Source organism: Streptococcus parasanguinis (assembly GCF_047463195.1).
Lineage (GTDB): Bacteria > Bacillota > Bacilli > Lactobacillales > Streptococcaceae > Streptococcus > Streptococcus parasanguinis_R.
The window spans coordinates 127738-148369 of sequence record NZ_JASHEI010000001.1; the positions used below are offsets into that span (position 1 = coordinate 127738).

General features: G+C 43.3%; 23 protein-coding genes. 20 read left to right on the forward strand and 3 right to left on the reverse strand.

Annotation, left to right across the window (positions count from 1 at the left end):
* The first annotated feature begins 2 nt into the window (after nucleotides 1-2).
* The 9 genes from QM870_RS00590 to ldcB all read left to right on the forward strand — a co-directional run bounded on the left by QM870_RS00590 (nucleotide 3) and on the right by ldcB (nucleotide 8634).
* Complete coding sequence (locus tag QM870_RS00590) at nucleotides 3-845, forward strand: metallophosphoesterase family protein (RefSeq protein WP_045759546.1); 843 nt, start codon at nucleotides 3-5, stop codon at nucleotides 843-845.
* A gap of 148 nt (nucleotides 846-993) precedes the next feature.
* Nucleotides 994-1599, forward strand: a complete 606-nt coding sequence (locus tag QM870_RS00595; protein ID WP_414368043.1) for a nitroreductase family protein — start codon at nucleotides 994-996, stop codon at nucleotides 1597-1599.
* A 34-nt stretch (nucleotides 1600-1633) separates the two neighbouring features.
* Nucleotides 1634-3040: a dipeptidase PepV gene (gene pepV, locus QM870_RS00600; protein WP_272106796.1), complete on the forward strand. Its 1407-nt coding sequence runs from the start codon at nucleotides 1634-1636 to the stop codon at nucleotides 3038-3040.
* 52 nt (nucleotides 3041-3092) lie between these two features.
* Entirely contained in the window at nucleotides 3093-3677 is a 585-nt protein-coding gene (locus tag QM870_RS00605) for a uracil-DNA glycosylase family protein (protein ID WP_414368046.1), read from the forward strand.
* A gap of 12 nt (nucleotides 3678-3689) precedes the next feature.
* Complete coding sequence (locus tag QM870_RS00610) at nucleotides 3690-4181, forward strand: prolyl-tRNA synthetase associated domain-containing protein (RefSeq protein WP_024056127.1); 492 nt, start codon at nucleotides 3690-3692, stop codon at nucleotides 4179-4181.
* Nucleotides 4182-4196: 15 nt separating this feature from the next.
* Nucleotides 4197-4481 (forward strand): rhodanese-like domain-containing protein, encoded by a 285-nt coding sequence (locus tag QM870_RS00615; RefSeq protein ID WP_342983790.1) that lies wholly within the window; start codon nucleotides 4197-4199, stop codon nucleotides 4479-4481.
* A 322-nt stretch (nucleotides 4482-4803) separates the two neighbouring features.
* Nucleotides 4804-5991, forward strand: a complete 1188-nt coding sequence (locus QM870_RS00620; RefSeq protein WP_342983789.1) for a DUF6574 domain-containing protein — start codon at nucleotides 4804-4806, stop codon at nucleotides 5989-5991.
* A 66-nt stretch (nucleotides 5992-6057) separates the two neighbouring features.
* The gene (locus QM870_RS00625) at nucleotides 6058-7845 is read left to right on the forward strand and encodes a TcaA second domain-containing protein (protein WP_223324641.1); all 1788 of its coding nucleotides are present in this window, start codon (nucleotides 6058-6060) and stop codon (nucleotides 7843-7845) included.
* 9 nt (nucleotides 7846-7854) lie between these two features.
* Nucleotides 7855-8634 (forward strand): LD-carboxypeptidase LdcB/DacB, encoded by a 780-nt coding sequence (ldcB, locus tag QM870_RS00630; protein WP_070587317.1) that lies wholly within the window; start codon nucleotides 7855-7857, stop codon nucleotides 8632-8634.
* Between the two features lie 33 nt (nucleotides 8635-8667).
* Here the strand turns inward: ldcB and QM870_RS00635 are convergent, their stop codons facing one another.
* The 3 genes from QM870_RS00635 to coaA all read right to left on the reverse strand — a co-directional run bounded on the left by QM870_RS00635 (nucleotide 8668) and on the right by coaA (nucleotide 10506).
* Nucleotides 8668-9174: a DNA topology modulation protein gene (locus tag QM870_RS00635; RefSeq protein ID WP_223324642.1), complete on the reverse strand. Its 507-nt coding sequence runs from the start codon at nucleotides 9172-9174 to the stop codon at nucleotides 8668-8670.
* 66 nt (nucleotides 9175-9240) lie between these two features.
* Nucleotides 9241-9489 (reverse strand): 30S ribosomal protein S20, encoded by a 249-nt coding sequence (rpsT, locus tag QM870_RS00640; protein WP_003007640.1) that lies wholly within the window; start codon nucleotides 9487-9489, stop codon nucleotides 9241-9243.
* Nucleotides 9490-9585: 96 nt separating this feature from the next.
* The gene (coaA, locus tag QM870_RS00645) at nucleotides 9586-10506 is read right to left on the reverse strand and encodes a type I pantothenate kinase (RefSeq protein ID WP_070466090.1); all 921 of its coding nucleotides are present in this window, start codon (nucleotides 10504-10506) and stop codon (nucleotides 9586-9588) included.
* A 90-nt stretch (nucleotides 10507-10596) separates the two neighbouring features.
* On the opposite strand from coaA, the gene QM870_RS00650 reads away from it, so the two are divergent.
* The 11 genes from QM870_RS00650 (at nucleotide 10597) to QM870_RS00700 (ending at nucleotide 20632) form a co-directional block, all read left to right on the forward strand.
* Nucleotides 10597-11190: a class I SAM-dependent methyltransferase gene (locus tag QM870_RS00650; RefSeq protein ID WP_070594890.1), complete on the forward strand. Its 594-nt coding sequence runs from the start codon at nucleotides 10597-10599 to the stop codon at nucleotides 11188-11190.
* Nucleotides 11187-12464 (forward strand): pyrimidine-nucleoside phosphorylase, encoded by a 1278-nt coding sequence (locus QM870_RS00655; protein WP_070588912.1) that lies wholly within the window; start codon nucleotides 11187-11189, stop codon nucleotides 12462-12464. Before QM870_RS00650 ends, QM870_RS00655 begins: the two co-directional genes overlap by 4 nt.
* A 17-nt stretch (nucleotides 12465-12481) precedes the next feature.
* Nucleotides 12482-13144: a deoxyribose-phosphate aldolase gene (deoC, locus tag QM870_RS00660; RefSeq protein WP_125826917.1), complete on the forward strand. Its 663-nt coding sequence runs from the start codon at nucleotides 12482-12484 to the stop codon at nucleotides 13142-13144.
* Nucleotides 13131-13520 carry a cytidine deaminase gene (locus QM870_RS00665; protein ID WP_003007631.1) on the forward strand — a complete coding sequence of 130 codons (390 nt, stop codon included), beginning with the start codon at nucleotides 13131-13133 and terminating at the stop codon, nucleotides 13518-13520. Before deoC ends, QM870_RS00665 begins: the two co-directional genes overlap by 14 nt.
* A 75-nt stretch (nucleotides 13521-13595) precedes the next feature.
* Nucleotides 13596-14657, forward strand: a complete 1062-nt coding sequence (locus tag QM870_RS00670; protein WP_414368054.1) for a BMP family lipoprotein — start codon at nucleotides 13596-13598, stop codon at nucleotides 14655-14657.
* Between the two features lie 128 nt (nucleotides 14658-14785).
* Nucleotides 14786-16321, forward strand: coding sequence for an ABC transporter ATP-binding protein (locus QM870_RS00675; protein WP_070594887.1), 1536 nt, complete (start codon nucleotides 14786-14788; stop codon nucleotides 16319-16321).
* The gene (locus tag QM870_RS00680) at nucleotides 16314-17375 is read left to right on the forward strand and encodes an ABC transporter permease (protein ID WP_049518412.1); all 1062 of its coding nucleotides are present in this window, start codon (nucleotides 16314-16316) and stop codon (nucleotides 17373-17375) included. Before QM870_RS00675 ends, QM870_RS00680 begins: the two co-directional genes overlap by 8 nt.
* Nucleotides 17375-18331, forward strand: coding sequence for an ABC transporter permease (locus QM870_RS00685; protein WP_070594886.1), 957 nt, complete (start codon nucleotides 17375-17377; stop codon nucleotides 18329-18331). Before QM870_RS00680 ends, QM870_RS00685 begins: the two co-directional genes overlap by 1 nt.
* 272 nt (nucleotides 18332-18603) lie before the next feature.
* Nucleotides 18604-19206 carry a hypothetical protein gene (locus QM870_RS00690; RefSeq protein WP_414368058.1) on the forward strand — a complete coding sequence of 201 codons (603 nt, stop codon included), beginning with the start codon at nucleotides 18604-18606 and terminating at the stop codon, nucleotides 19204-19206.
* A 21-nt stretch (nucleotides 19207-19227) separates the two neighbouring features.
* Entirely contained in the window at nucleotides 19228-19863 is a 636-nt protein-coding gene (locus QM870_RS00695; RefSeq protein WP_021153351.1) for a copper homeostasis protein CutC, read from the forward strand.
* A gap of 103 nt (nucleotides 19864-19966) precedes the next feature.
* Entirely contained in the window at nucleotides 19967-20632 is a 666-nt protein-coding gene (locus QM870_RS00700) for an MmcQ/YjbR family DNA-binding protein (protein ID WP_155167682.1), read from the forward strand.

Sequence of the window (20632 nt, forward strand, 5' to 3'; positions counted from 1 at the left end):
AAATGAACCATCGAATCGCTATTTTATCTGATATCCACGGAGATACGACAGCCCTGGAGGCAGTGATTGGGGATGCGCGTGCTCAAGGCGCGACAGAATACTGGCTTTTAGGGGACATTTTGCTTCCTGGGCCTGGAAGAGATGACCTTTTTGAGTTGCTGGATGCGATTCCGATCACAGCGGCTGTTCGGGGAAATTGGGACGATTGTCTCTTAGAAGCCTTGGATGGCGAGTACGGACTTGAGGATCCGCAGGAGATCCAACTCCTTCGCCTCACTCAGTACCTTATGGAAGGACTGGATCCTAAGCGAATTGATTGGCTTCGATCCCTTCCATTGGTAGAGAAGAAGGAGGTCAATGGCATTCGCTTTTCACTGACCCACAATTTGCCAGAAAAGAATTATGGTGGGGATTTGCGTCCAGCTAATGCGACGGAGAACTTTGACCAATTGCTGGATGACCAGACGGATCTGGCGATCTACGGTCATGTCCACAAGCAGTTGCTTCGCTATGGCAGCCAGGGTCAGCAGATCCTCAATCCGGGGACTATTGGCATGCCTTATTTTGACTGGGAACCAATTCAAAACCACAGAGCTCAGTATGCGCTAATCGATGTCGAAGCAGATGGGGTGACCAACCTGCAATTTCGTAAGGTGGCCTATGACTATGAAGCAGAGCTCCAAGATGCCAAGGACAAGGGCCTCCCCTTTATTGAGATGTACGAAGAATTGAGACGCGAGGATAACTATCGGGGCCATAACATCGAGCTTCTAACTAGCTTAATTGAGAAATACGGTTATGCCAAAGAAGTAGCTGCCTATTTCAATCTTTCTAATGAATCATAGATGGGTCTCTTATGTATTCAACCTATAACAAAGAAGCGGATCTTCAAAATGTCTGCTTCTTTTTTCACAATCTTAGGCTGTAAAACCCTGCAAGCTCTTTCATTTTGTGTTAAAATAGAGGTAACAGAAATAGAAAAGGAAGAAGCTTATGAAATTTCTAGAGCTCAACAAAAAACGTCATACGATCAAGCATTTTACTGACCAGCCGGTCGATCCAAAGGATGTACGGACAGCTATCGAAATTGCGACCTTAGCTCCAAGTGCTCACAATAGCCAACCTTGGAAATTTGTGGTCGTTCGTCAAAAAAATGCTGAATTGGCAAAATTAGCCTATGGTGCAAACTACGATCAAGTCATGGAAGCACCTGTGACCATCGCCCTCTTTACAGATACTGATTTGCAAAAACGGGCTCGCAAGATTGCGCGTGTCGGTGGGGTGAAAAACTTCACAGACGAGCAGTTGCAATACTTTATGCAAAATCTTCCTGCTGAATTTGCACGCTATGATGCCCAACAAACAAGTGATTACTTGGCTTTGAATGCTGGTCTTGTGGCCATGAACTTGGTACTTGCTTTGACGGACCAAGGCATTGGAACCAATATTATCTTGGGATTTGATAAATCAAAAATCAATGAAGTATTGGACATTGAAGAGCGTTTCCGTCCAGAACTCTTGATTACGGTCGGCTATGCTGCTGAGAAGGTAGAACCTAGCTACCGCTTGCCAGTAGACGAAATCATTGAAAAACGCTAAGTCATTCAGCAAATATAAGATAGAGGAGGAATGCATGACAACAGTTGATTTTAAAGCAGAAGTAGAAAAACGTCGCGAAGAGATGATGGCTGACCTATACAGCCTTTTGGAAATCAATTCGGAACGTGATGACAGCAAGGCAGATGCAGAGCATCCTTTTGGACCTGGTCCTGTAAAAGCTCTTGAAAAATTCTTGGAAATTGCTAAGCGTGATGGCTATGAGACCAAGAATGTGGACAATTATGCCGGTCACTTTACCTTTGGTGAAGGAGAAGAAGAGCTTGGGATCTTTGCCCATATGGACGTCGTGCCTGCAGGTAGTGGTTGGAAGACAGACCCTTACAAACCAGAAATTATCGATGGCAAGCTCTATGCGCGTGGCTCATCTGATGATAAAGGTCCTACAATGGCTTGCTACTATGGTTTGAAGATCATTAAAGACTTAGGGCTTCCAGTTTCTAAGCGCGTGCGTTTTGTAGTCGGAACGGATGAAGAATCAGGTTGGGCTGACATGGACTACTATTTCAAACATGTCGGTCTTCCAGAGCCAGATTTTGGCTTCTCTCCAGATGCGGAATTCCCAATCATCAATGGGGAAAAAGGAAACATCACGGAGTACCTTCATTTTGGAAATGACAATACTGGGAAGGCTAAACTTCATAGCTTTACAGGTGGTCTTCGTGAAAACATGGTGCCAGAGTCAGCGACTGCAGTCGTTTCTGGACAACTTCCAGATCTTGCTGGCCTCTTAGATGCCTTTGCTAAGGAACACCAGCTTCAGTATGAAATCTCAACTGTGGATGAAGAAACCTATACCGTTACAATTATTGGGAAATCAGCTCACGGATCAACTCCTGAAGATGGGATCAATGGTGCAACCTACTTAGCGCTCTTATTGAACCAATTTGATTTTGGTGGCGCTGCAAAAGCGTATCTTCATGTCGCAGCTTCACTTCTTCACGAAGATTTTGCCGGTGAAAAATTAGGTATTGCCCATACAGATGCCAAAATGGGACCATTGAGCATGAATGCGGGTGTCTTCCATTTTGATGAAAGCCAAGCAGACAATACCATTGCCCTCAATATCCGTTACCCTCAAGGAACAGATCCTGAAACCATCAAAGCCATCCTTGAAAAGATCGAAGGAGTGGCTACAGTGAGCTTGTCAGCCCATGGTCACACACCTCACTATGTTCCGATGGATGATGAATTGGTATCCACTCTCTTGCGTGTTTATGAAAAACAAACTGGTCTCAAAGGACACGAACAAGTGATCGGTGGTGGTACCTTTGGTCGCCTCTTGAAACGTGGTGTTGCCTTTGGAGCTATGTTCCCAGATTATGTCAATACCATGCACCAAGCTAATGAATTCACAGATGTTGAAGATCTCTATCGTGCAGCAGCTATTTACGCAGAAGCCATCTACGAATTAATCAAATAATCCACTACTCGGCCAGGTTTTCTGGCTGAGTTTTTCCATAGAAGGAGTTCGTATGTCAAGGATTGAAACCATTAAAGAAGCTATTATGGCAGACCCTCAAAATAAAGCTTATACGGATAGAGGGATTGAGCCACTCTTTGCAGCTCCAAAAACTGCTCGCATCAATATTATTGGACAAGCTCCAGGAATGAAGACGGAAGAAGCCGGTATTTACTGGAAGGATAAGAGTGGTGACCGCCTGCGCGAATGGTTAGGAGTTGACGAAGACACCTTTTATAATTCTGGTTTGTTTGCGGTCATCCCCATGGACTTTTATTTCCCAGGTCATGGAAAATCTGGTGACCTTCCACCTCGCAAAGGCTTTGCGGAAAAGTGGCACCCTCAACTCCTCAAGGAGTGTCCGGATATTGAGTTGACCCTCTTAATTGGACAATATGCCCAAGCATACTACCTTCATGAGAAGGTTAGTGGCAAAGTAACCGAACGCGTTCACCATTTTAAAGACTATTTGCCAACCTATTTTCCACTTGTTCACCCTTCCCCTCGCAATCAAATCTGGATGGCTAAAAATCCTTGGTTTGAGGCAGAGGTGGTGCCAGAATTGCAAACCTTAGTACAAGAGATCATTCAAAAATAAAGGAGAGCGAAGATGGATCCTTATCAACAAGTTAAAGAAAAATTAGATGAGTTAGGAATTTCATTTGATGTGGTGGAACACCCACCTGCATTCACGACTGAGCAGGCGGATTCTTATATTGAAGGCTTAGAAGGCGTCCGGACCAAGACCATGTTTTTGACCAACAAGAAGAAAACCCAATACTATCTGCTCATCATGGATGACCAGAAGCCATTGGATATGGATGATTTCAAAGAGCAAGTGGAAGCCAACCGGATCCGCATGGCTTCAGCAGATTCTTTAGCTGAAAAAATGCAATTACCGCCAGGAACGGTTTCTCCATTTGGTTTATTGAACAATGAAGAAAAAGATATTCGAGTCTATTTCGATAAAGACATTGTGTCAGAGGAAATCATGACCTTCCATCCCAATACCAATGAAAAGACCATCTTTATCAAAACCCAAGATCTATTCCGCTTTATAGAGTCTATTGACTTTAACTATGAAATTCTAACCCTTCCATAACTTATAGGAGAAATCATGAAAGAAATTCCATTTTCAAGCTTTTACCAAGCTTATCAAAAAGGAGACATACAGGCTCTTGATGTCCGTGAGCAGGAAGAATATGATGCCCTTCACTTAGATGGGGTTCGTCTTCTTCCCTTATCCGAATTAGCAGATCGCTACCAGGAATTAGAGAAGGATCATCCCTATTATGTCATCTGCAAGTCAGGTCGACGCTCAGCACGTGCTTGCCAATTTTTGGAAGAGCAAGGCTATGATGTGACCAACGTCCAAGGTGGCATGGATGCATTTGAATCCTAAGAAACGGGAGTGGGACAGAAATCGGTAATTCATTAAGAATTCGATTTCGTCGTCCCACCTCCGCACAGTTGAGTAGGGCTGTAAAAGCTGATGAAATCAGCGTAGTAGAGCCCACTCAACCACTGCGTCTTGCTCGACAATCCAAAAATAATTGAGAGGTTAGGACTTTTGTCCCAGCCTTTTTCTTTACTAATTTCTAAAAATGAGTAGAATTTGTATGTTTTTCAAAAGATATTACAGGGATTTTCCAGTCTTTCATTGAAAATGGTTCAGAAATTTTGTATAATACCCTAGTATGAACAATAGTTAAGGAGATTAAAATATGTCAAAACAAGATTGGCTGGATTATTTCGAAGCCGTAAATGGTCGTTCTGCTAGTGCAGAAGAAATTGCTCAAGCACTGGCTGCAGGAGAATTTCAAGAAGAAGTAGTGGTTCCAGAAACCCCACAAGCCCCAGAATTTGTCGCAGCACCAACTGCCCCTGTGGAAGAACCAGTTGCTGCTCCACAAGCCCCAGAATTTGTCGCAGCACCAACTGCCCCTGTGGAAGAACCAGTTGCTGCTCCACAAGCTCCAGAGTTTGTTGCAGCGCCAACTGCCCCTGTTGAAGAACCAGTCGCAGCGCCACAAGCCCCAGAGTTTGTCGCAGCACCAACTGCCCCTGTTGAAGAACCAGTCGCAGCTCCACAAGCTCCAGAGTTTGTCGCAGCGCCAGCTGCTCCTGCAGAAGAACCAGTTGCAGCTCCAGTTCAAGAACCGGCTCCTCAAGCTGCTCCAGCGAATGGGCCAGCTTTCCAACAAGCCTACCAACAACCGACTCAAGCAGCTTATCAACAAGCTCCTTACCAAGGTCAACCAGGACAACCTTATCCTGCCCAACCAAGTCAATTTGGTGTAGCCGTTGGTGGTTACTGGAATTGGTTCCTTTCAGCTTTGAAACGTCCAACGGCTGTAGAAAATCCAAAAGCACTTAACGGAATTTTACAGTATGTCTTGACTGCCTTTGTCTTGACCTTGGGGACATTCTTCACAGCTAGTGGATTTACAGGTGGTTATGGAATGGATTTCCGTGCCTTTATGTTGACATTGATTTCCCTATTCTTTAGCCTTTACGCCTTCCAAGTAGCTGGATTCTTTGTTCGTCGTGTGGTTCTTCAAGATAAGGAATACAGTTACGGTCGTTCATTTGAAGAGTTTGGACGTTTGTCTGTTTACACATTGCCACTTGCCCTCCTTGCTTTCTTAGTAGGTCTTGTAAAAGTTTATGAATTTTATGGCTTTGTAAACTTCCTTATTTTCTTCTTGTTCTTTGTTGGAACATGCTATGTCGTTCATCAAGGGTTGAACAAGACAAGCTTTAAAGCAGATAAATTCTTGCTTCTAGTAGCATCATCTGTTGTCTTGCTTCTCATTGCCATCTTTGTCATTTATGTGAATGCTCGTATTTTAGAACAAGTAGCCGTAGGATTTATTCCAAGTGCTCCAAATTTCTCTAACTTTGGATTCTAACAATATCACAAAACGGAAGGTGGGGGAACCCACTTTCCCTATTTTATAATGAGGGAGAAGAGATCCATGCAAAAGAAATGGGTTGAATTATTTGAAAAAGTGATTGGTCGCAAACCGTCACCAGAAGAGTTTATGGCTGGGAAAGCTTGTGGATTTGATTTGAAACAAATTCAGTATATCGCTGGGAATGCCCCAGCAGAGGAAGTAGCTCCTGTCGAGGAACCAGTGGTTGAACCAGTTGAAGAAGTGAAGAATGTCGATCCACTTCTAGCACCTCGACAGGCTTGGTTGCAACATTTTGAAGAAACCTATGGCCGCAAGCCAAGTGCAGAAGAATTTACCGCGGCTAAAAGTCAAAACTTCGAGTTTTTTGTAGGACCTGTGCCTGAAGCAGAATTTGCGACCCCAGATTCAACAGAAGAAACACAGGAATATGTCCCTCAACAGCAAACTAAAGAGTATACAGCTCCACTTGCCGCTGAGCAAACGCAGGTCTTTGCTGGTCCAAATGTTACAGAAGCAGGCCCAGCTCAGAAAAAACAAAAGGCCCCTAAAACGAAGGGTGAAAAGAAACTTTCCAAGAAGAAAATTGGGATTATTTCTGCTATTGCAGTCCTTGTGATAGCTTTGGTAGCAGCCTTCTTTTACTTCCAGTCAACAACGCGTGTCGAAGTGACTGCAGATAAATTTATTAAGGCAGTGGACACCAAGGATTATCGCGAAGCAGCAGATCTGCTTTCAACCGATAACGATAAATGGACAAAGGATGAAGCCGAAAGCTTTATTACCAGCATGGAAGATCAAGGGGTCGATATCGGCACAGAGTTGAACAAGATCATTGATAATGGTGGAGAAGGCAGCTATACGGATAAATCTGGAAACAAGATCTTTGGTTTGGAAAAAGCGGACAAGAAATTTGGAATCTTCCAAGAATACCGTGTGGCCAGCTATCCAGTGCAAGTGAAGGTCAAGACCAATTTGGATCAAGCCAAACTCAAAGTGGCTGCCAATAAAACAGTGACCTTGAAGAAAGATGCAGTGACAGACCTTGGTTATTTCCATTACAATACAAAAGAAATGGAATTGACTGCTAAAACAGAGGTCGGAAATGTTACTTCTAAGATCCATCTCAATCCTAAAAAAGCAACAAAGAATAATTTAGAATTGCAGTTGAATTCTGAAAAACGCAATTTAGAAGTTGAGTTCCCAGATGAAGTTGAAAACCCAACGGATGTGAAGGTTGTGGTCAACGGCAAAGAAGTCGGAACCAGCACGACCTTTGAAGTAGACAGCATTCCTTATCAAGAAATTGAAGTACATGCCGTCTTCAACATGAATGGGGAAACCTATACAACTGAAAAGGCTAAGGTGACGATTGAAGAGGGTGAGAACGATCCGATCGAACTTAAACTAGCCAAAGATACCCTAAAACGCATCAAGAGTGCACAAGATGCTAAGAAAGCGCAAGCTGCCAAAGAAGAACAAAATCGGACCTTGGCGGAAGAATTCTTGAAAGAGTACCGCGACGCTGTCTTTAGCTCCGTTTCAAATCGAAATAACACCTACTCTAAATACTATGACACACAAAGTCAAGCCTACAAAGACATGGTTGAGTTCACAACTGGTGATGGTGTTCGAAAGGCTAAGATTGACTACTATACTCCAGGAGCTTTGGACATTCAAAGTGTCACGGAAGAAAATGGTGTGGTAACGATCAAGACTTATGAAGACTTTACCGTGCATTATACAGATAGCCATCCAGATTCACAAAACCGCAAGTACAAGACCTACACCTTGAAAAAAGTAGGTGCAAGTTATGTGATTACAGATATTGTCGTAACAAAAGAATCATAGGAGATTCCCATGAAAGCAAGATTTTCCAAATTAACTTTGGTGACAGTTGCCTTGTTAACCCTGACAGCTTGCTCCCAATCTCATTCCACTAGTTCTAAATCTTCTGCAAAAGAAGAAAGCAAACAAACGCAAACCAAGTCTTCCAAAGAAACGTCTTCTGCAAAGGATACGTCAAAAGAGACTGGCAAAGAAGAGTCTTCAAAAGCTGGTAAGTCAGATGTCAAAGTGGACTCTGGTGTCAGCTATAATGGTTCTTACTATAGTGTCAAAGGGAAATATGGTGAGGTTATGATCGCCAACAAACATTATCCCTTGTCGCCTGACTTTAACCCAGGTGAAGATCCTGAAGCTGTTTCAGCCCTTCATGAATTGATCGCAGCCATGCAGGCAGAAGGATATCCGATCAGTGACCAATATAGTGGTTTTCGTAGCTACGATACCCAAGTTGGCCTCTACCAAAACTATGTCAATCAAGATGGTCAGGAAGCCGCCGATCGTTATTCTGCAAGACCGGGTTATAGTGAACACCAAACTGGTTTGACCTTTGATTTAATCGATACCAGTGGTAATTTGGTAACCGAACCTGGACCAAGTAAGTGGTTGCTCAAGAATGCTGCTAAATATGGCTTTGTGGTTCGTTACCAAGAAGGAAAAGAAAAAGTGACAGGCTACATGCCAGAAAGCTGGCATCTCCGCTATATCGGAAAAGAAGCGCAAGATATCGCGGACTCAGGTTTGAGTCTGGAAGAATACTATGGCTTCACCGGTGGCGATTACGTTGATAAATAAGAAAAGGTTGGGATTGATATCCCAACCTTTTTATTATATGTTTTTTAGAAACGCATCCAGTTCTTTTTGGTTTTTAAGAGAGATAAATTTGTCTGGATAGGTTTGGTTGACAGTCTGATAGCGTGTGACCTGTCTAGCTTGGCGACCGTCCCAAAGGATCCAACGGATGAATTCCCAGTCAAAGCGTTCGGGGCAACCTGCCGCCATACTCTCACGGACTCGGCCTTTATAACGGCGGTATCGTTTCCAGCCTCTAAAGAGGCAGTTCCAACGAGAGAAGTTGAGAAAGATAATCTGGTCCGCTTGCTCCATTCTTTCCTCATAGCAGCACCAAGAGTAATTGCCATCAATGACCCAGTCTTTATGATCGCCGAGAAACTGTCTCATCTCTTTCTCCATCCAATCCCGGTCACTGTCTATCCAGCCCGGTTGAAATTGAAGGGTATCCATGTGGAGCTTTGGAATGGAGTAGTGGCGGGCTAAGTTTTCAGCCAAGGTGGATTTACCTGAGCCAGAATAGCCGATAATAACGATTTTCATAAGCACCTTTCAAAAAATTAGGCACAAAAAAAGCTCCGGAGAGCTTGATTTTTATGCTGTTCTTGATTAACCAAGTTTCGCTGCAAGACGTGCTTTATCACGGCTAGCTTTGTTCTTGTGGATCAAACCTTTAGTTTCTGCTTTATCGATAGCTGAGCTAGCAGCGCGGTAAAGTTCTTCAGATGGGTTTGCTTCAAAAGCTTTGATTGCAGTACGCATAGCTGATTTTTGAGCTGAGTTTTTTTCGTTTTGTTTAACGTTCAATTCAGCGCGTTTGATAGCTGATTTAATGTTTGCCAAGTTATTCACCTCCATTGATAATCTAACTATCTCATTATATATGAAAAGTTAAGATTTGACAAGCCTAAAATAGCTTTTCCTTAAAAAAGTACCGTTAAAAGGCCATTTTCTCTAGCGTTTGAGATAAATTTCGTCGATTTCATGGTTGGTTGCCTTATGGAGAATCAGATCAGCTCGGTTTCTGGTTGGTTGGATGTAATGCTGCAAGTTGACTAAATTAATGGATTCCCAGACCTGATGGGCCATGCTTAAAACTTCTTCTAGGGGTTGCTCTGTAAATCGATAGTAGTAGTTATTAGGATCATTCTGAGCTAATGCAAGGAGTTTTTGGAAGCGATCGATATACCAAGATTCGATATCGTCGACCGCGGCATCCACATAGATCGAAAAATCAAAGAAATCGGTCATATAGAGACTGTCATTTTGTGGATTTTGAAAGACATTGATCCCTTCGACAATGACAAAATCAGCCGGTAAAATGGTTTGCTTCTCATCTGGGACAATATCGTATATTTCGTGGGAATAGACAGGGATTTCTACTCTCTTGTTGTTTTTAATTTGATTGAGAAAATCAAGGAGCAATTCCATATCATAGCTTTCCGGAAATCCTTTTCGATTGAGGATCTCTTGTTCTTTTAAGATAGCATTTGGATAGAGAAAACCATCCGTTGTTACCAACTCTACAGTCGAGCCTTCGAAGGTTCGTGACAGCAGGATTTGAAGTAAACGGCTAGTGGTAGATTTTCCAACCGCTACGCTTCCTGAAACACCAATGATAAAGGGTTGGCGCTCACTCGTTTTTTGAAGAAAAATACCTTTTGAGAAGGCCAAATCTTCTTTGGAACGCTTGTAGATTCCAATCAGGTTTGTCAAAGGCAGGTAGACGTCACGTACATCTTGGAGGTTGATGCGGTCGTTAAAACTTTTAATAGAATTGAGCTCTGTTTGAGAGAGTGGTGGGGTGGTTTTGCGGTGCAAATTTTGCCAGGTTTCCCGATTAATTTTTTCAAAATGTAGAAATTCTTTGTCCATATGTCACTCCTATTGTAGTCTTTAGTATACCAATTTTTAGAGGTCATGTAAACGATTTAAAAAAGGAGTGAATTATGATAAAATAACCTTATGAGTAAAATGTATTTCGATGTAAACCCAGATGCAGCCCATGATATTCATGATCTGGCTGTTGTTTTATTGGGACAAAAGATGAATTTTTATACGGACGCCGGCGTCTTTAGTAAAAAAATGATTGACTATGGAAGCCAGGTGCTCTTATCAACCCTGGATTTTCAAGAAGGGGAAAGTGTCCTCGATGTTGGCTGTGGCTATGGTCCAATTGGCCTCTCTCTAGCTAAAGCCCAGGGAGTCGCAGTGACCATGGTCGATGTCAATGAGAGGGCACTAGACTTGGCTAAGAAAAATGCTAGCCGAAACGGCGTGGAAGTTCAGATCTTTTCTTCGGATGTCTATGAAGCAGTCGAAGGGGTCTTTGACCATGTAATCAGTAATCCGCCGATCCGAGCTGGTAAGAAAGTGGTCCACCAAGTGATCACCGGTAGTTTTGAACATTTGAAACCAGGTGGAGACTTGACCATTGTCATTCAGAAAAAACAAGGGGCTCCGAGCGCTAAGGCCAAGATGGAAGAGACGTTTGGCAATTGTGAAATCGTAAAAAAAGACAAAGGCTATTATATTTTAAGAAGTGAGAAAGAATCATGAGAGCAGTAGATATCATTCAGAAAAAAAGAGATGGTCTTGCCTTAAACAAGGAAGAAATTGAATGGCTGATTGAGGGCTATGTTGCTGGAACGGTTCCAGATTACCAAATGTCTGCTTTTGCTATGGCTGTTTATTTTAAAGGGATGACGACGGAAGAAATCTCTCATATGACCATGAAGATGGTCCAAACAGGGCAACAGTTTGATCTGTCAGCAATTCCAGGTATTAAGGTGGACAAACACTCGACTGGTGGTGTCGGAGATAAGGTGACCTTAGTCTTGGTGCCTTTGGTTGCAAGTTTCGGAGTGCCGGTTGCCAAAATGAGCGGTCGTGGCTTAGGACACACAGGTGGGACCATCGATAAGTTGGAGTCCATTAAAGGCTTCCAGATTGAACGGACCCAAGAGGAATTTATCCAGCAGGTGCAGGAGATTGGATTATCGGTCATTGGTCAATCCGACCAACTCGTAAAAGCAGACAAACTCTTGTATGCTCTGCGTGATGTGACAGCGACAGTGGACACCATTCCTTTGATTGCTAGCTCCGTCATGAGTAAGAAAATTGCTGCAGGTGCGGATGCCATTCTTTTGGACGTGACGGTAGGCGAGGGTGCCTTCATGAAGAATATTGAGGATGCTCGTCGCTTAGCCCGTACCATGGTGGATCTTGGAAATGCAGTGGGTCGGAAAACCATCGCTGTCATTACAGATATGAGCCAACCTTTGGGAACCAGTATTGGCAATCGTTTAGAAATTTTAGAAGCCCTGGATATTCTGAAAGGACAAGGGCGAGCTGATGTGACGGAGTTTATTTGTGAGTTAGCGCAAATCATGTTGAAATTGGCCAATGTAGAACAATCGATTGAAGCCATCCATGAACACTTGAACAATGGTCAGGCTTTAGCGAAGTTTGAAGAAATGGTGGTGGCTCAAGGTGGAGACTTAGAAGATTTGCATCGTCCCGTCAAAGTGGATCAGGTCCTTGAAGTAACAGCGGACAAAGATGGCGTCATTGCTGCTTTACCTGCCATGGAGTTTGGCTTGTTTGCCATGCGCTTGGGTGCTGGCCGTGCTGTCAAATCAGATCCCCTCGATTACGAAACAGGAATTGTGTTTGACAAAAAAGTGGGAGAGCACGTCAAAAAAGGGGAACGCATTGCCCGTATTTTCATGAATGAAAAAAATTCACAAGAAAGAGTTACAGAATTCAAAAAAAATGTTAAAATACTAGAAAGGGCTGAAAGCGTTAAAGAAATTATTGAAATAATATCTTAAGCAGCTCAGGAGATTGTATGAAGTTAAATAAATATATCGATCACACTCTTTTAAAACCAGATGCGCAACAAGAACAGATCGAAAAGCTGATCGAAGAAGCCAAGGCTTATGATTTTGCGAGTGTCTGTGTGAACCCGACATGGGTGAATTTTGCGGCTGAGGGCTTGCGCGATTCAGACGTTAAAGTTTGTACCGTCATTGGTTTTCCTTTAGGAGCAAATACACCATTTGTCAAAGCGTGTGAAACAAAAAATGCGATTCAAAATGGTGCCGATGAGATTGACATGGTCATTAATATTGGGGCTCTTAAGTCTAAGAATTTAGCACTAGTTGAAGAAGATATCCAAGCTGTAGTCGAAGCGAGCGGTGATAAGCTGGTCAAAGTCATCATTGAGACTTGTCTCTTAACAGATGATGAAAAGATCGTTGCTTGTCAAATCGCTAAGTTAGCTGGCGCAGACTTTGTGAAGACGTCAACTGGCTTCTCAACTGGAGGAGCAACGGTTGAAGATGTGGCCTTAATGCGTCAAACTGTTGGACCCGACATGGGTGTTAAAGCTTCTGGTGGTGCTCGCTCTTATGAAGATGCTCTTGCTTTTATCGAAGCAGGTGCGACCCGTATCGGGACTTCTTCTGGTGTAGCCATCATGGAAGGAAGGGTGGCTCATGGCGACTACTGAGTTGATTGACTTAGCAGTTGAAGTGAGTCAACAAGCCTATGTGCCTTACTCTCATTTCCCAATTGGAGCTGTACTGCTAACGAAGGATGGAGAAATCTATACAGGTGTCAATATCGAAAATGCCAGTTTTGGATTAACCAACTGTGGAGAACGGACAGCCATTTTTAAAGCTGTTTCTGAAGGAGCTCGTGAGTTTCAAGAGCTCATTATCTACGGGCAAACAGAAAAGCCCATCTCTCCATGTGGTGCTTGTCGCCAGGTCATGGCTGAATTTTTTGAGCCAGACCTTCCTGTAACCTTAGTATCTAAAGATAAATCGACGGTCGTGATGACGGTCAAGGAATTACTTCCATATTCCTTTACAGACCTGACTTAATGGGTCTGTGAGGCGGTCTTTTGACCCTTTCAACACTTCGCAACAATGTTGCACAATAATTTAGGAGGTTCAGTAATGAACAAGAAACAATGGCTAGGCCTAGGTCTAGTAACTGTCGCTGCTATCGGACTTGCAGCATGTGGAAATCGTGCGTCTAAAAAAGATAGCGCAAACTCAGAATCTAAATCAGATTTGAAAGTTGCTATCGTTACCGATACTGGTGGTGTGGATGACAAATCATTCAACCAATCTGCTTGGGAAGGTTTGCAAGCTTGGGGTAAAGAAAACGGTCTTTCTAAAGGGAACGGATTTGACTACTTCCAATCAACAGATCAATCTCAATATGCGACAAACCTTGATGAAGCTGTTTCTAACGACTACAAATTGATCTTTGGTGTTGGTTTTGCCTTGAGCGACTCTATTAAAAAAGCTGCAAAAGACAACCAAGATGTGAACTATGTCATCATCGATGACCGTATTGAAGGACAAAAGAACGTAGCATCTGCTGTTTATGCCGATAACGAAGCTGGTTACCTTGCTGGTATTGCTGCTGCAAAAACTACAAAAACTAAACAAGTTGGTTTTGTAGGTGGTATGGAAAGTGAAGTTATCACTCGTTTCCGCGCTGGATTTGAAGCTGGTGTTAAATCTGTTGACCCATCTATCAAAGTTCAAGTAGACTACGCTGGTTCATTCGGTGACTCTGCTAAAGGTAAAACAATTGCTGCTGCACAATATGCTGCAGGTGCAGACGTTATCTACCAAGTAGCTGGTGGTACTGGTGCGGGTGTCTTCTCTGAAGCTAAAGACTTGAACGAGAAGAAAAATGAAGACGAAAAAGTTTGGGTTCTTGGTGTTGACCGTGACCAAAAAGCTGAAGGTGAATACACTTCTAATGATGGTAAAAAATCTAACTTTGTATTGGCTTCAAGCTTGAAGAAAGTCGGAGAATCTGTAAAAGACTTGGCTAAGAAAACTGCTGAAGGTAAATTCCCTGGCGGTAAAGTGATTACTTATAGCTTGAAAGATGGTGGAGTTGATTTGACAACTGACAACCTTTCTGCAGATGCTAAAAAAGCAGTCGAAGATGCTAAAGCTAAAATCCTTGATGGGTCTCTTAAAGTTCCTGAAAAATAATATTTGATTGGAGCGGCCCTCCCTTTAAGGGCCGTTTCTTTTAAAGTGAGACATTTTTGTCTCAATAAAATCTGTTAGTCGCCTAGCAGATTTTATTGAAATAAAAAATTTTTGAAAGGAAACACCCCATGACACATGAATATGTCATCGAAATGCGTGAGATTACAAAAAAATTTGGTGACTTTGTAGCAAATGACAAGATTAATCTTCAATTGCGCAAAGGTGAAATCCATGCACTTCTTGGAGAAAATGGTGCAGGGAAATCTACCCTGATGAATATGCTGGCTGGTTTGTTGGAACCAACTAGCGGAGACATCGTGGTAAATGGAAAAACTGTTAACCTAGACTCACCTTCAAAAGCAGCTTCTTTAGGAATTGGAATGGTGCACCAACACTTTATGTTGGTTGAAGCTTTCACTGTTGCTGAAAATATCATCCTTGGGTCTGAAACCACTAAACATGGTGTTTTGGATCTTAAGAAAGCCAGTCAAGATATCCTTGATTTGTCTAAAAAATATGGCTTAGCAGTGGATCCAAATGCTAAAGTGGAGGATATTTCCGTTGGTGCGCAGCAACGTGTGGAAATCTTAAAGACGCTTTATCGTGGAGCCGACATCCTAATCTTCGATGAACCTACTGCGGTGTTGACACCAGCTGAAATCGAAGAATTGATGACAATCATGAAGAACTTGGCGAATGAAGGGAAGTCTATTATCTTGATTACGCACAAGTTGGATGAAATCCGTGCTGTTTCTGACCGCGTAACGGTTATTCGTCGTGGTAAATCGATTGAGACAGTCGAGATTGGTGGAGCTACCAACCAAGACTTGGCCGAAATGATGGTCGGTCGTTCAGTTTCCTTTAAAACGGAGAAAGGTCCTTCTCAACCGAAAGAAGTCGTCTTGTCGATCGAAAACTTGGTTGTAAACGAAAATCGGGGTGTCCCAGCTGTTAAGAATCTTTCGTTGGAACTTCGTGCTGGTGAAATCGTTGGGATCGCAGGGATTGACGGAAATGGTCAGTCTGAGTTGATCCAAGCGATTACCGGTCTACGGAAGGTGAAATCCGGTTCAATCAAGATTAAAGGCAAGGATGTTGTAGGTCTTCGTCCACGTCAAATCACAGAAATGAAGGTAGGGCACGTCCCTGAAGACCGTCATCGGGATGGATTAGTCCTTGACATGATGATCTCTGAAAACATTGCCCTTCAAACCTACTATAAAGAACCTCTTAGCAAGAATGGTATTTTGAATTATCCAAATATTACCTCTTATGCCAAGAAGTTGATGGAAGAGTTTGACGTTCGTGCAGCCAGTGAAGTGGTACCTGCTAAGGCTCTCTCTGGAGGGAACCAGCAAAAAGCCATTATCGCTCGGGAAATCGATCGCGATCCAGATCTCTTGATCGTCAGCCAGCCGACTCGTGGATTGGACGTTGGAGCGATCGAATATATCCACAAACGTTTGATACAAGAACGGGATAATGGAAAAGCCGTTCTGGTTGTCAGCTTTGAATTAGATGAAATTTTGAATGTTTCTGATCGTATTGCGGTTATTCATGATGGGAAGATCCAAGGGATCGTAACCCCTGAAACAACGAATAAGCAAGAACTTGGAATCCTCATGGCAGGAGGACAAGTAAAGGAGGGAGCATCAAATGAATAAGAATTTAAAACAAATTGCCGTTCCATTGGTGTCTGTCCTTTTAGGACTGGTCTTGGGTGCCATTATTATGTGGGCCTTTAGCTATGATGCCCTTTGGGGATATGAATTGCTGTTTAAAAAAGCCTTTGGTTCGATTAAGAGTTGGGGAAATATTTCCCGTGCCATGGGGCCACTGATTTTGGTTGCTCTTGGATTTTCAGTAGCCAGCCGGGCCGGCTTCTTTAACGTTGGACTTCCAGGTCAGGCTTTTGCAGGATGGATCATGGCGACTTGGTTTGCCCTGTCCTTCCCAAATATGCCTCGTTTACTAATGATTCCGATGACCGTTTTGATTGCGGCTATCGCAGGTGGATTTATTGGAGCGATTCCTGGTTTCCTTCGTGCCTATCTCGGAACCAGTGAGGTCATCATCACCATTATGATGAACTACATTGTTCTCTATGGTGGGAATGCCTTGATTCATAGCTTCCCAGCTTCCTTGATGGAAAACAAGGACTCAACCATTGATGTGGGAGCCAATGCTGTCTACCAGACGGAGTGGTTGCGTAATTTGACGGACAAATCACAAATGAACATCGGGATCTTCTTTGCCATCATCGCATTGGTGGTCATCTGGTTCTTGATGAAGAAAACAACACTTGGTTTTGAAATCCGTGCCGTTGGTCTCAATGCGAATGCAGCGGAATATGCAGGGATGTCTGCAAAACGGACCATTATCCTTTCTATGATCATTTCTGGTGCTCTTGCTGGTATCGGTGGGGTAGCAGAAGGTCTTGGTATTTACTCAAATGTCTACGTTCAAACCAGCTCGATGAGTGTTGGATTTAACGGAATGGCCGTAGCCCTTCTTGCGATGAATTCACCAATTGGTATTCCATTTGCTGCCTTCTTGTTTGGAGCGCTTCAAATTGGAGGAGTTGGTATGAAGCCAGCTGCAATCCCTGAAGAAGTCGTTCAAATTGTGACAGCATCTATTATCTTCTTCGTATGTGCTCACTACATTATCGAAAAGATGATCTCGATGCGTTCAGCTAAAAAAGGAGGAGCAAACTAATGAGTATTGTAACGATTTTAAGTATTCTTGTTTCCTCTATGATTGTGTATGCGGCGCCGCTGATCTTCACAAGTATCGGAGGAGCATACTCAGAGCACGCTGGGGTTGTTAACGTTGGTCTAGAAGGAATCATGGTTATGGGAGCCTTCTCAGGTATTGTCTTTAACTTGACTTTTGAGCCTGAGTTAGGAAGTTTGACACCATGGTTGTCCTTGATCGTTGCTGCAGGGATTGGAGTACTCTTCTCCTTGATCCACGCGGTGGCAACCATTCATTTCCGTGCTGACCATATCGTCTCAGGTACAGTATTGAACTTGATGGCACCTCCATTGGCAGTCTTTCTTGTCAAAGCGATGTATAACAAGGGACAAACTGATAATATCAAAGTTGCCTTCGGGAAAACATCGATTCCGGTCTTATCTAAAATTCCGGTGATTGGAGATATTTTCTTCAACAATGCCAGCATCATTGGCTGGGTTGCAATTCTCTTTTCATTCTTTGCTTGGTTTATCATGTTCAAGACGAAATTTGGATTGCGTCTTCGTTCAGTTGGTGAACACCCACAAGCAGCAGATACATTGGGAATCAATGTATATAGAATGCGCTACTTAGGAGTGATGATCTCAGGTGCCCTTGCAGGAATCGGAGGAGCCATTTACGCTCAGTCAGTTTCTGTTAACTTCGCGGTGACGACTATTGTAGGTCCTGGATTTATCGCCCTTGCGGCTATGATTTTCGGGAAATGGAACCCAATCGGGGCCATGCTTGCTAGTCTCTTCTTTGGAGCTTCTCAAAGTTTGGCTGTTATCGGGAATCAATTGCCTTTGCTTAAAGGGATCCCATCCATCTACTTGCAAATTGCACCTTACGTTTTGACCATGGTTGTCTTGGCAGCCTTCTTTGGACAAGCAGTTGCGCCAAAAGCAGATGGTGTTAACTATATTAAATCGAAATAATGCACAGGAGGCTGGGACAAAAGTCCTAGCCTCTCAATTATTTTTGGATTGTCGAGCAAGACGCAGTGGTTGAGTGGGCTCTACTACGCTGATTTCATCAGCTTTTACAGCCCTACTCAACTGTGCGGAGGTGGGACGACGAAATCGAATTCTAACGAATTACCGATTTCTGTCCCACGCTCTCTTTTGCTTTCTAAAGGCCCCTCTTAGTCGCAATTTCTATAGATTTAGGGTACAATAAGAATACAACTTTTCACGTATTGGAGGAGCAGATGTTTAAGTGGATGAGACGCCTGATTGGCATGGTGATCGTTTTATTTATGTTATTAGTGATCTTGTTGGTTCCTGGATCTATCCCTGAAGGGGAGCAACTGAGAAATGTGCAGGCAGGGAGTTCTTTGATTGAGTTGGCTCAAAATGCTGTTTCAAATGCCTCTGTGAGCACTGAAGGGCTCTCAACTGAGCTAAGTCTCAATTCAGTGCAATTGAGTCAGGTCGTAAAAACAAGTGCTGGATCCGCCCTTGACAATTCTGACTATCAAAAGATGGCACTAGGAATGGATGGCAATGACCTTCACGTCAAAGTTCCTGTATCATTAGGGCCAGTTGATAGCTATCTAGATTTAACCATGACCGGTCAAGTTGAAAACAATGTCATGAATTTGAATGTGACCGGTGCTAAATTAGGGAAAATGCCCATTCCAAAATTCTTGGTTCTCAACTATTTGAAGGATCAATCCAATCAAAATGGAGGCGGCTTTAAAGTGAATGGTGATCAAATCACCCTTGAGATTCCTCAAGCAGGCTATAGTATCTCAAAAGCGAGAGTGGAAAATGGCAATGCTAAGGTAACTGTTAGTATATCCTTGTTTTAAGTCTTTGTAATTGGAGTTGTCATGCTTGTCTTTGAATTTTGTGCAGAGAATTTAACTTATATTGATAAGGCGATTGCTGCTGGGGCAGGTCGCATTGAACTGTGCGACAACCTGGCAGTAGGCGGGACCACACCGAGTATAGGTGTGATCAATGAAGCAATCAAACTGACAAGAGCGAAGTCTGTGGATCTATGTGTGATCATTCGGCCCCGTGGTGGAGATTTTGTCTACACTGATCTGGAAGTCGAAGCTATGCTGACGGATATTCGTGCTGCGAAAGAAATAGGGGTTACTTGTTTTGTGCTGGGTGCGCTGACGAGCGATCGAAAGTTGGACCAGAAGGTCATGCAGCTTTTACTAGCAGCCTGTGGAGAGGCAGAGGTGGTCTTTCATATGGCCTTTGATGAGTTAGCTCATACAGATCAGCTAGAAGCGATTGAGTGGCTTTCTGATCAAGGTGTAGCCCGCATTTTAACACGAGCCGGAAGTCCAGGTGACCCACTAGAGCAACGTTTTGCCCACTATCATCGTTTATTAGATGCGGCTAAGGGAAAGATTCAGATCCTGCCAGGTGGAGGTGTGACCCTTGACAATCGTCAGCTCTTTTTGGAGCAATTGGGCGTTTGTCAACTGCATGGCACGCGCATTGTGTTTTAAAAAAGAAACGATCACTGCTTGAAGTAGTTTTGAAGATCCGTTATCAAGGTTGGGGACGTTGTTTCCAGCCTCTTCTAGTGTAAAAATGAATAAGGGAGAGGAAATGTTTTTAGAGCATTATTTTGACCGGTACACCTTTCAGCCAGAAAAGGGATTGGCTTACGGATTTGAGAAGAAAGGGGCAGGCTATGAGTACCAGTGTCCCGTCTTATCGGACACTTTTCTCTTAAATGTCCAGGTCTGCGACCGGAAGATTTCTTTTCAGGTCTATGATCAGGATACAGGGGACGAGTATATCCAGATCCATCTGGAACAGCTACAAGGAAATTTCGTTGGCCAAGTCAGAGAAGCTTGTCAGGAAAGTCTTGCAAGGATCCGCCAAGCTTGTTTTGAGGTAGAAGAATTTCTCTATCCTCAAGCCAAGCGTCTCATGGCCTATATCTCCCTGCACTATCAGGGAACGATTGAGTATTTGTGGGAAAGATCTCCGGAATCCGGCGCTATTCGCCACCGAGACACCCTCAAGTGGTATGGTGTCTTTATGACCATTGATTGGAAAAAACTGGATGCTGGCAAGTCTGGGAAAATAGAAGTTTTGAATGTTAAGTCTGATCAAGTAGCCCATTTCATCCAGCAGAAAGGGATTTATCCAGCTTTTCATATGAATAAAAAATATTGGGTGAGTATCCCCTTAGATGGAACAATTGCTGATGAGGACTTGTTTGCTCTGGTGGATAGTAGCTGGCAACTCACCAAAAAGGGGAAATAA

What these genes read in the sequence shown, in the direction of transcription:
- QM870_RS00590 (WP_045759546.1), top strand. Translation starts at nt 3, where the DNA reads ATGAACCATCGAATCGCTATTTTATCTGATATCCACGGAGATACGACA.
- QM870_RS00595 (WP_414368043.1), top strand. Translation starts at nt 994, where the DNA reads ATGAAATTTCTAGAGCTCAACAAAAAACGTCATACGATCAAGCATTTT.
- pepV (WP_272106796.1), top strand. Translation starts at nt 1,634, where the DNA reads ATGACAACAGTTGATTTTAAAGCAGAAGTAGAAAAACGTCGCGAAGAG.
- QM870_RS00605 (WP_414368046.1), top strand. Translation starts at nt 3,093, where the DNA reads ATGTCAAGGATTGAAACCATTAAAGAAGCTATTATGGCAGACCCTCAA.
- QM870_RS00610 (WP_024056127.1), top strand. Translation starts at nt 3,690, where the DNA reads ATGGATCCTTATCAACAAGTTAAAGAAAAATTAGATGAGTTAGGAATT.
- QM870_RS00615 (WP_342983790.1), top strand. Translation starts at nt 4,197, where the DNA reads ATGAAAGAAATTCCATTTTCAAGCTTTTACCAAGCTTATCAAAAAGGA.
- QM870_RS00620 (WP_342983789.1), top strand. Translation starts at nt 4,804, where the DNA reads ATGTCAAAACAAGATTGGCTGGATTATTTCGAAGCCGTAAATGGTCGT.
- QM870_RS00625 (WP_223324641.1), top strand. Translation starts at nt 6,058, where the DNA reads ATGCAAAAGAAATGGGTTGAATTATTTGAAAAAGTGATTGGTCGCAAA.
- ldcB (WP_070587317.1), top strand. Translation starts at nt 7,855, where the DNA reads ATGAAAGCAAGATTTTCCAAATTAACTTTGGTGACAGTTGCCTTGTTA.
- QM870_RS00635 (WP_223324642.1), bottom strand. Translation starts at nt 9,174, where the DNA reads ATGAAAATCGTTATTATCGGCTATTCTGGCTCAGGTAAATCCACCTTG.
- rpsT (WP_003007640.1), bottom strand. Translation starts at nt 9,489, where the DNA reads ATGGAGGTGAATAACTTGGCAAACATTAAATCAGCTATCAAACGCGCT.
- coaA (WP_070466090.1), bottom strand. Translation starts at nt 10,506, where the DNA reads ATGGACAAAGAATTTCTACATTTTGAAAAAATTAATCGGGAAACCTGG.
- QM870_RS00650 (WP_070594890.1), top strand. Translation starts at nt 10,597, where the DNA reads ATGAGTAAAATGTATTTCGATGTAAACCCAGATGCAGCCCATGATATT.
- QM870_RS00655 (WP_070588912.1), top strand. Translation starts at nt 11,187, where the DNA reads ATGAGAGCAGTAGATATCATTCAGAAAAAAAGAGATGGTCTTGCCTTA.
- deoC (WP_125826917.1), top strand. Translation starts at nt 12,482, where the DNA reads ATGAAGTTAAATAAATATATCGATCACACTCTTTTAAAACCAGATGCG.
- QM870_RS00665 (WP_003007631.1), top strand. Translation starts at nt 13,131, where the DNA reads ATGGCGACTACTGAGTTGATTGACTTAGCAGTTGAAGTGAGTCAACAA.
- QM870_RS00670 (WP_414368054.1), top strand. Translation starts at nt 13,596, where the DNA reads ATGAACAAGAAACAATGGCTAGGCCTAGGTCTAGTAACTGTCGCTGCT.
- QM870_RS00675 (WP_070594887.1), top strand. Translation starts at nt 14,786, where the DNA reads ATGACACATGAATATGTCATCGAAATGCGTGAGATTACAAAAAAATTT.
- QM870_RS00680 (WP_049518412.1), top strand. Translation starts at nt 16,314, where the DNA reads ATGAATAAGAATTTAAAACAAATTGCCGTTCCATTGGTGTCTGTCCTT.
- QM870_RS00685 (WP_070594886.1), top strand. Translation starts at nt 17,375, where the DNA reads ATGAGTATTGTAACGATTTTAAGTATTCTTGTTTCCTCTATGATTGTG.
- QM870_RS00690 (WP_414368058.1), top strand. Translation starts at nt 18,604, where the DNA reads ATGTTTAAGTGGATGAGACGCCTGATTGGCATGGTGATCGTTTTATTT.
- QM870_RS00695 (WP_021153351.1), top strand. Translation starts at nt 19,228, where the DNA reads ATGCTTGTCTTTGAATTTTGTGCAGAGAATTTAACTTATATTGATAAG.
- QM870_RS00700 (WP_155167682.1), top strand. Translation starts at nt 19,967, where the DNA reads ATGTTTTTAGAGCATTATTTTGACCGGTACACCTTTCAGCCAGAAAAG.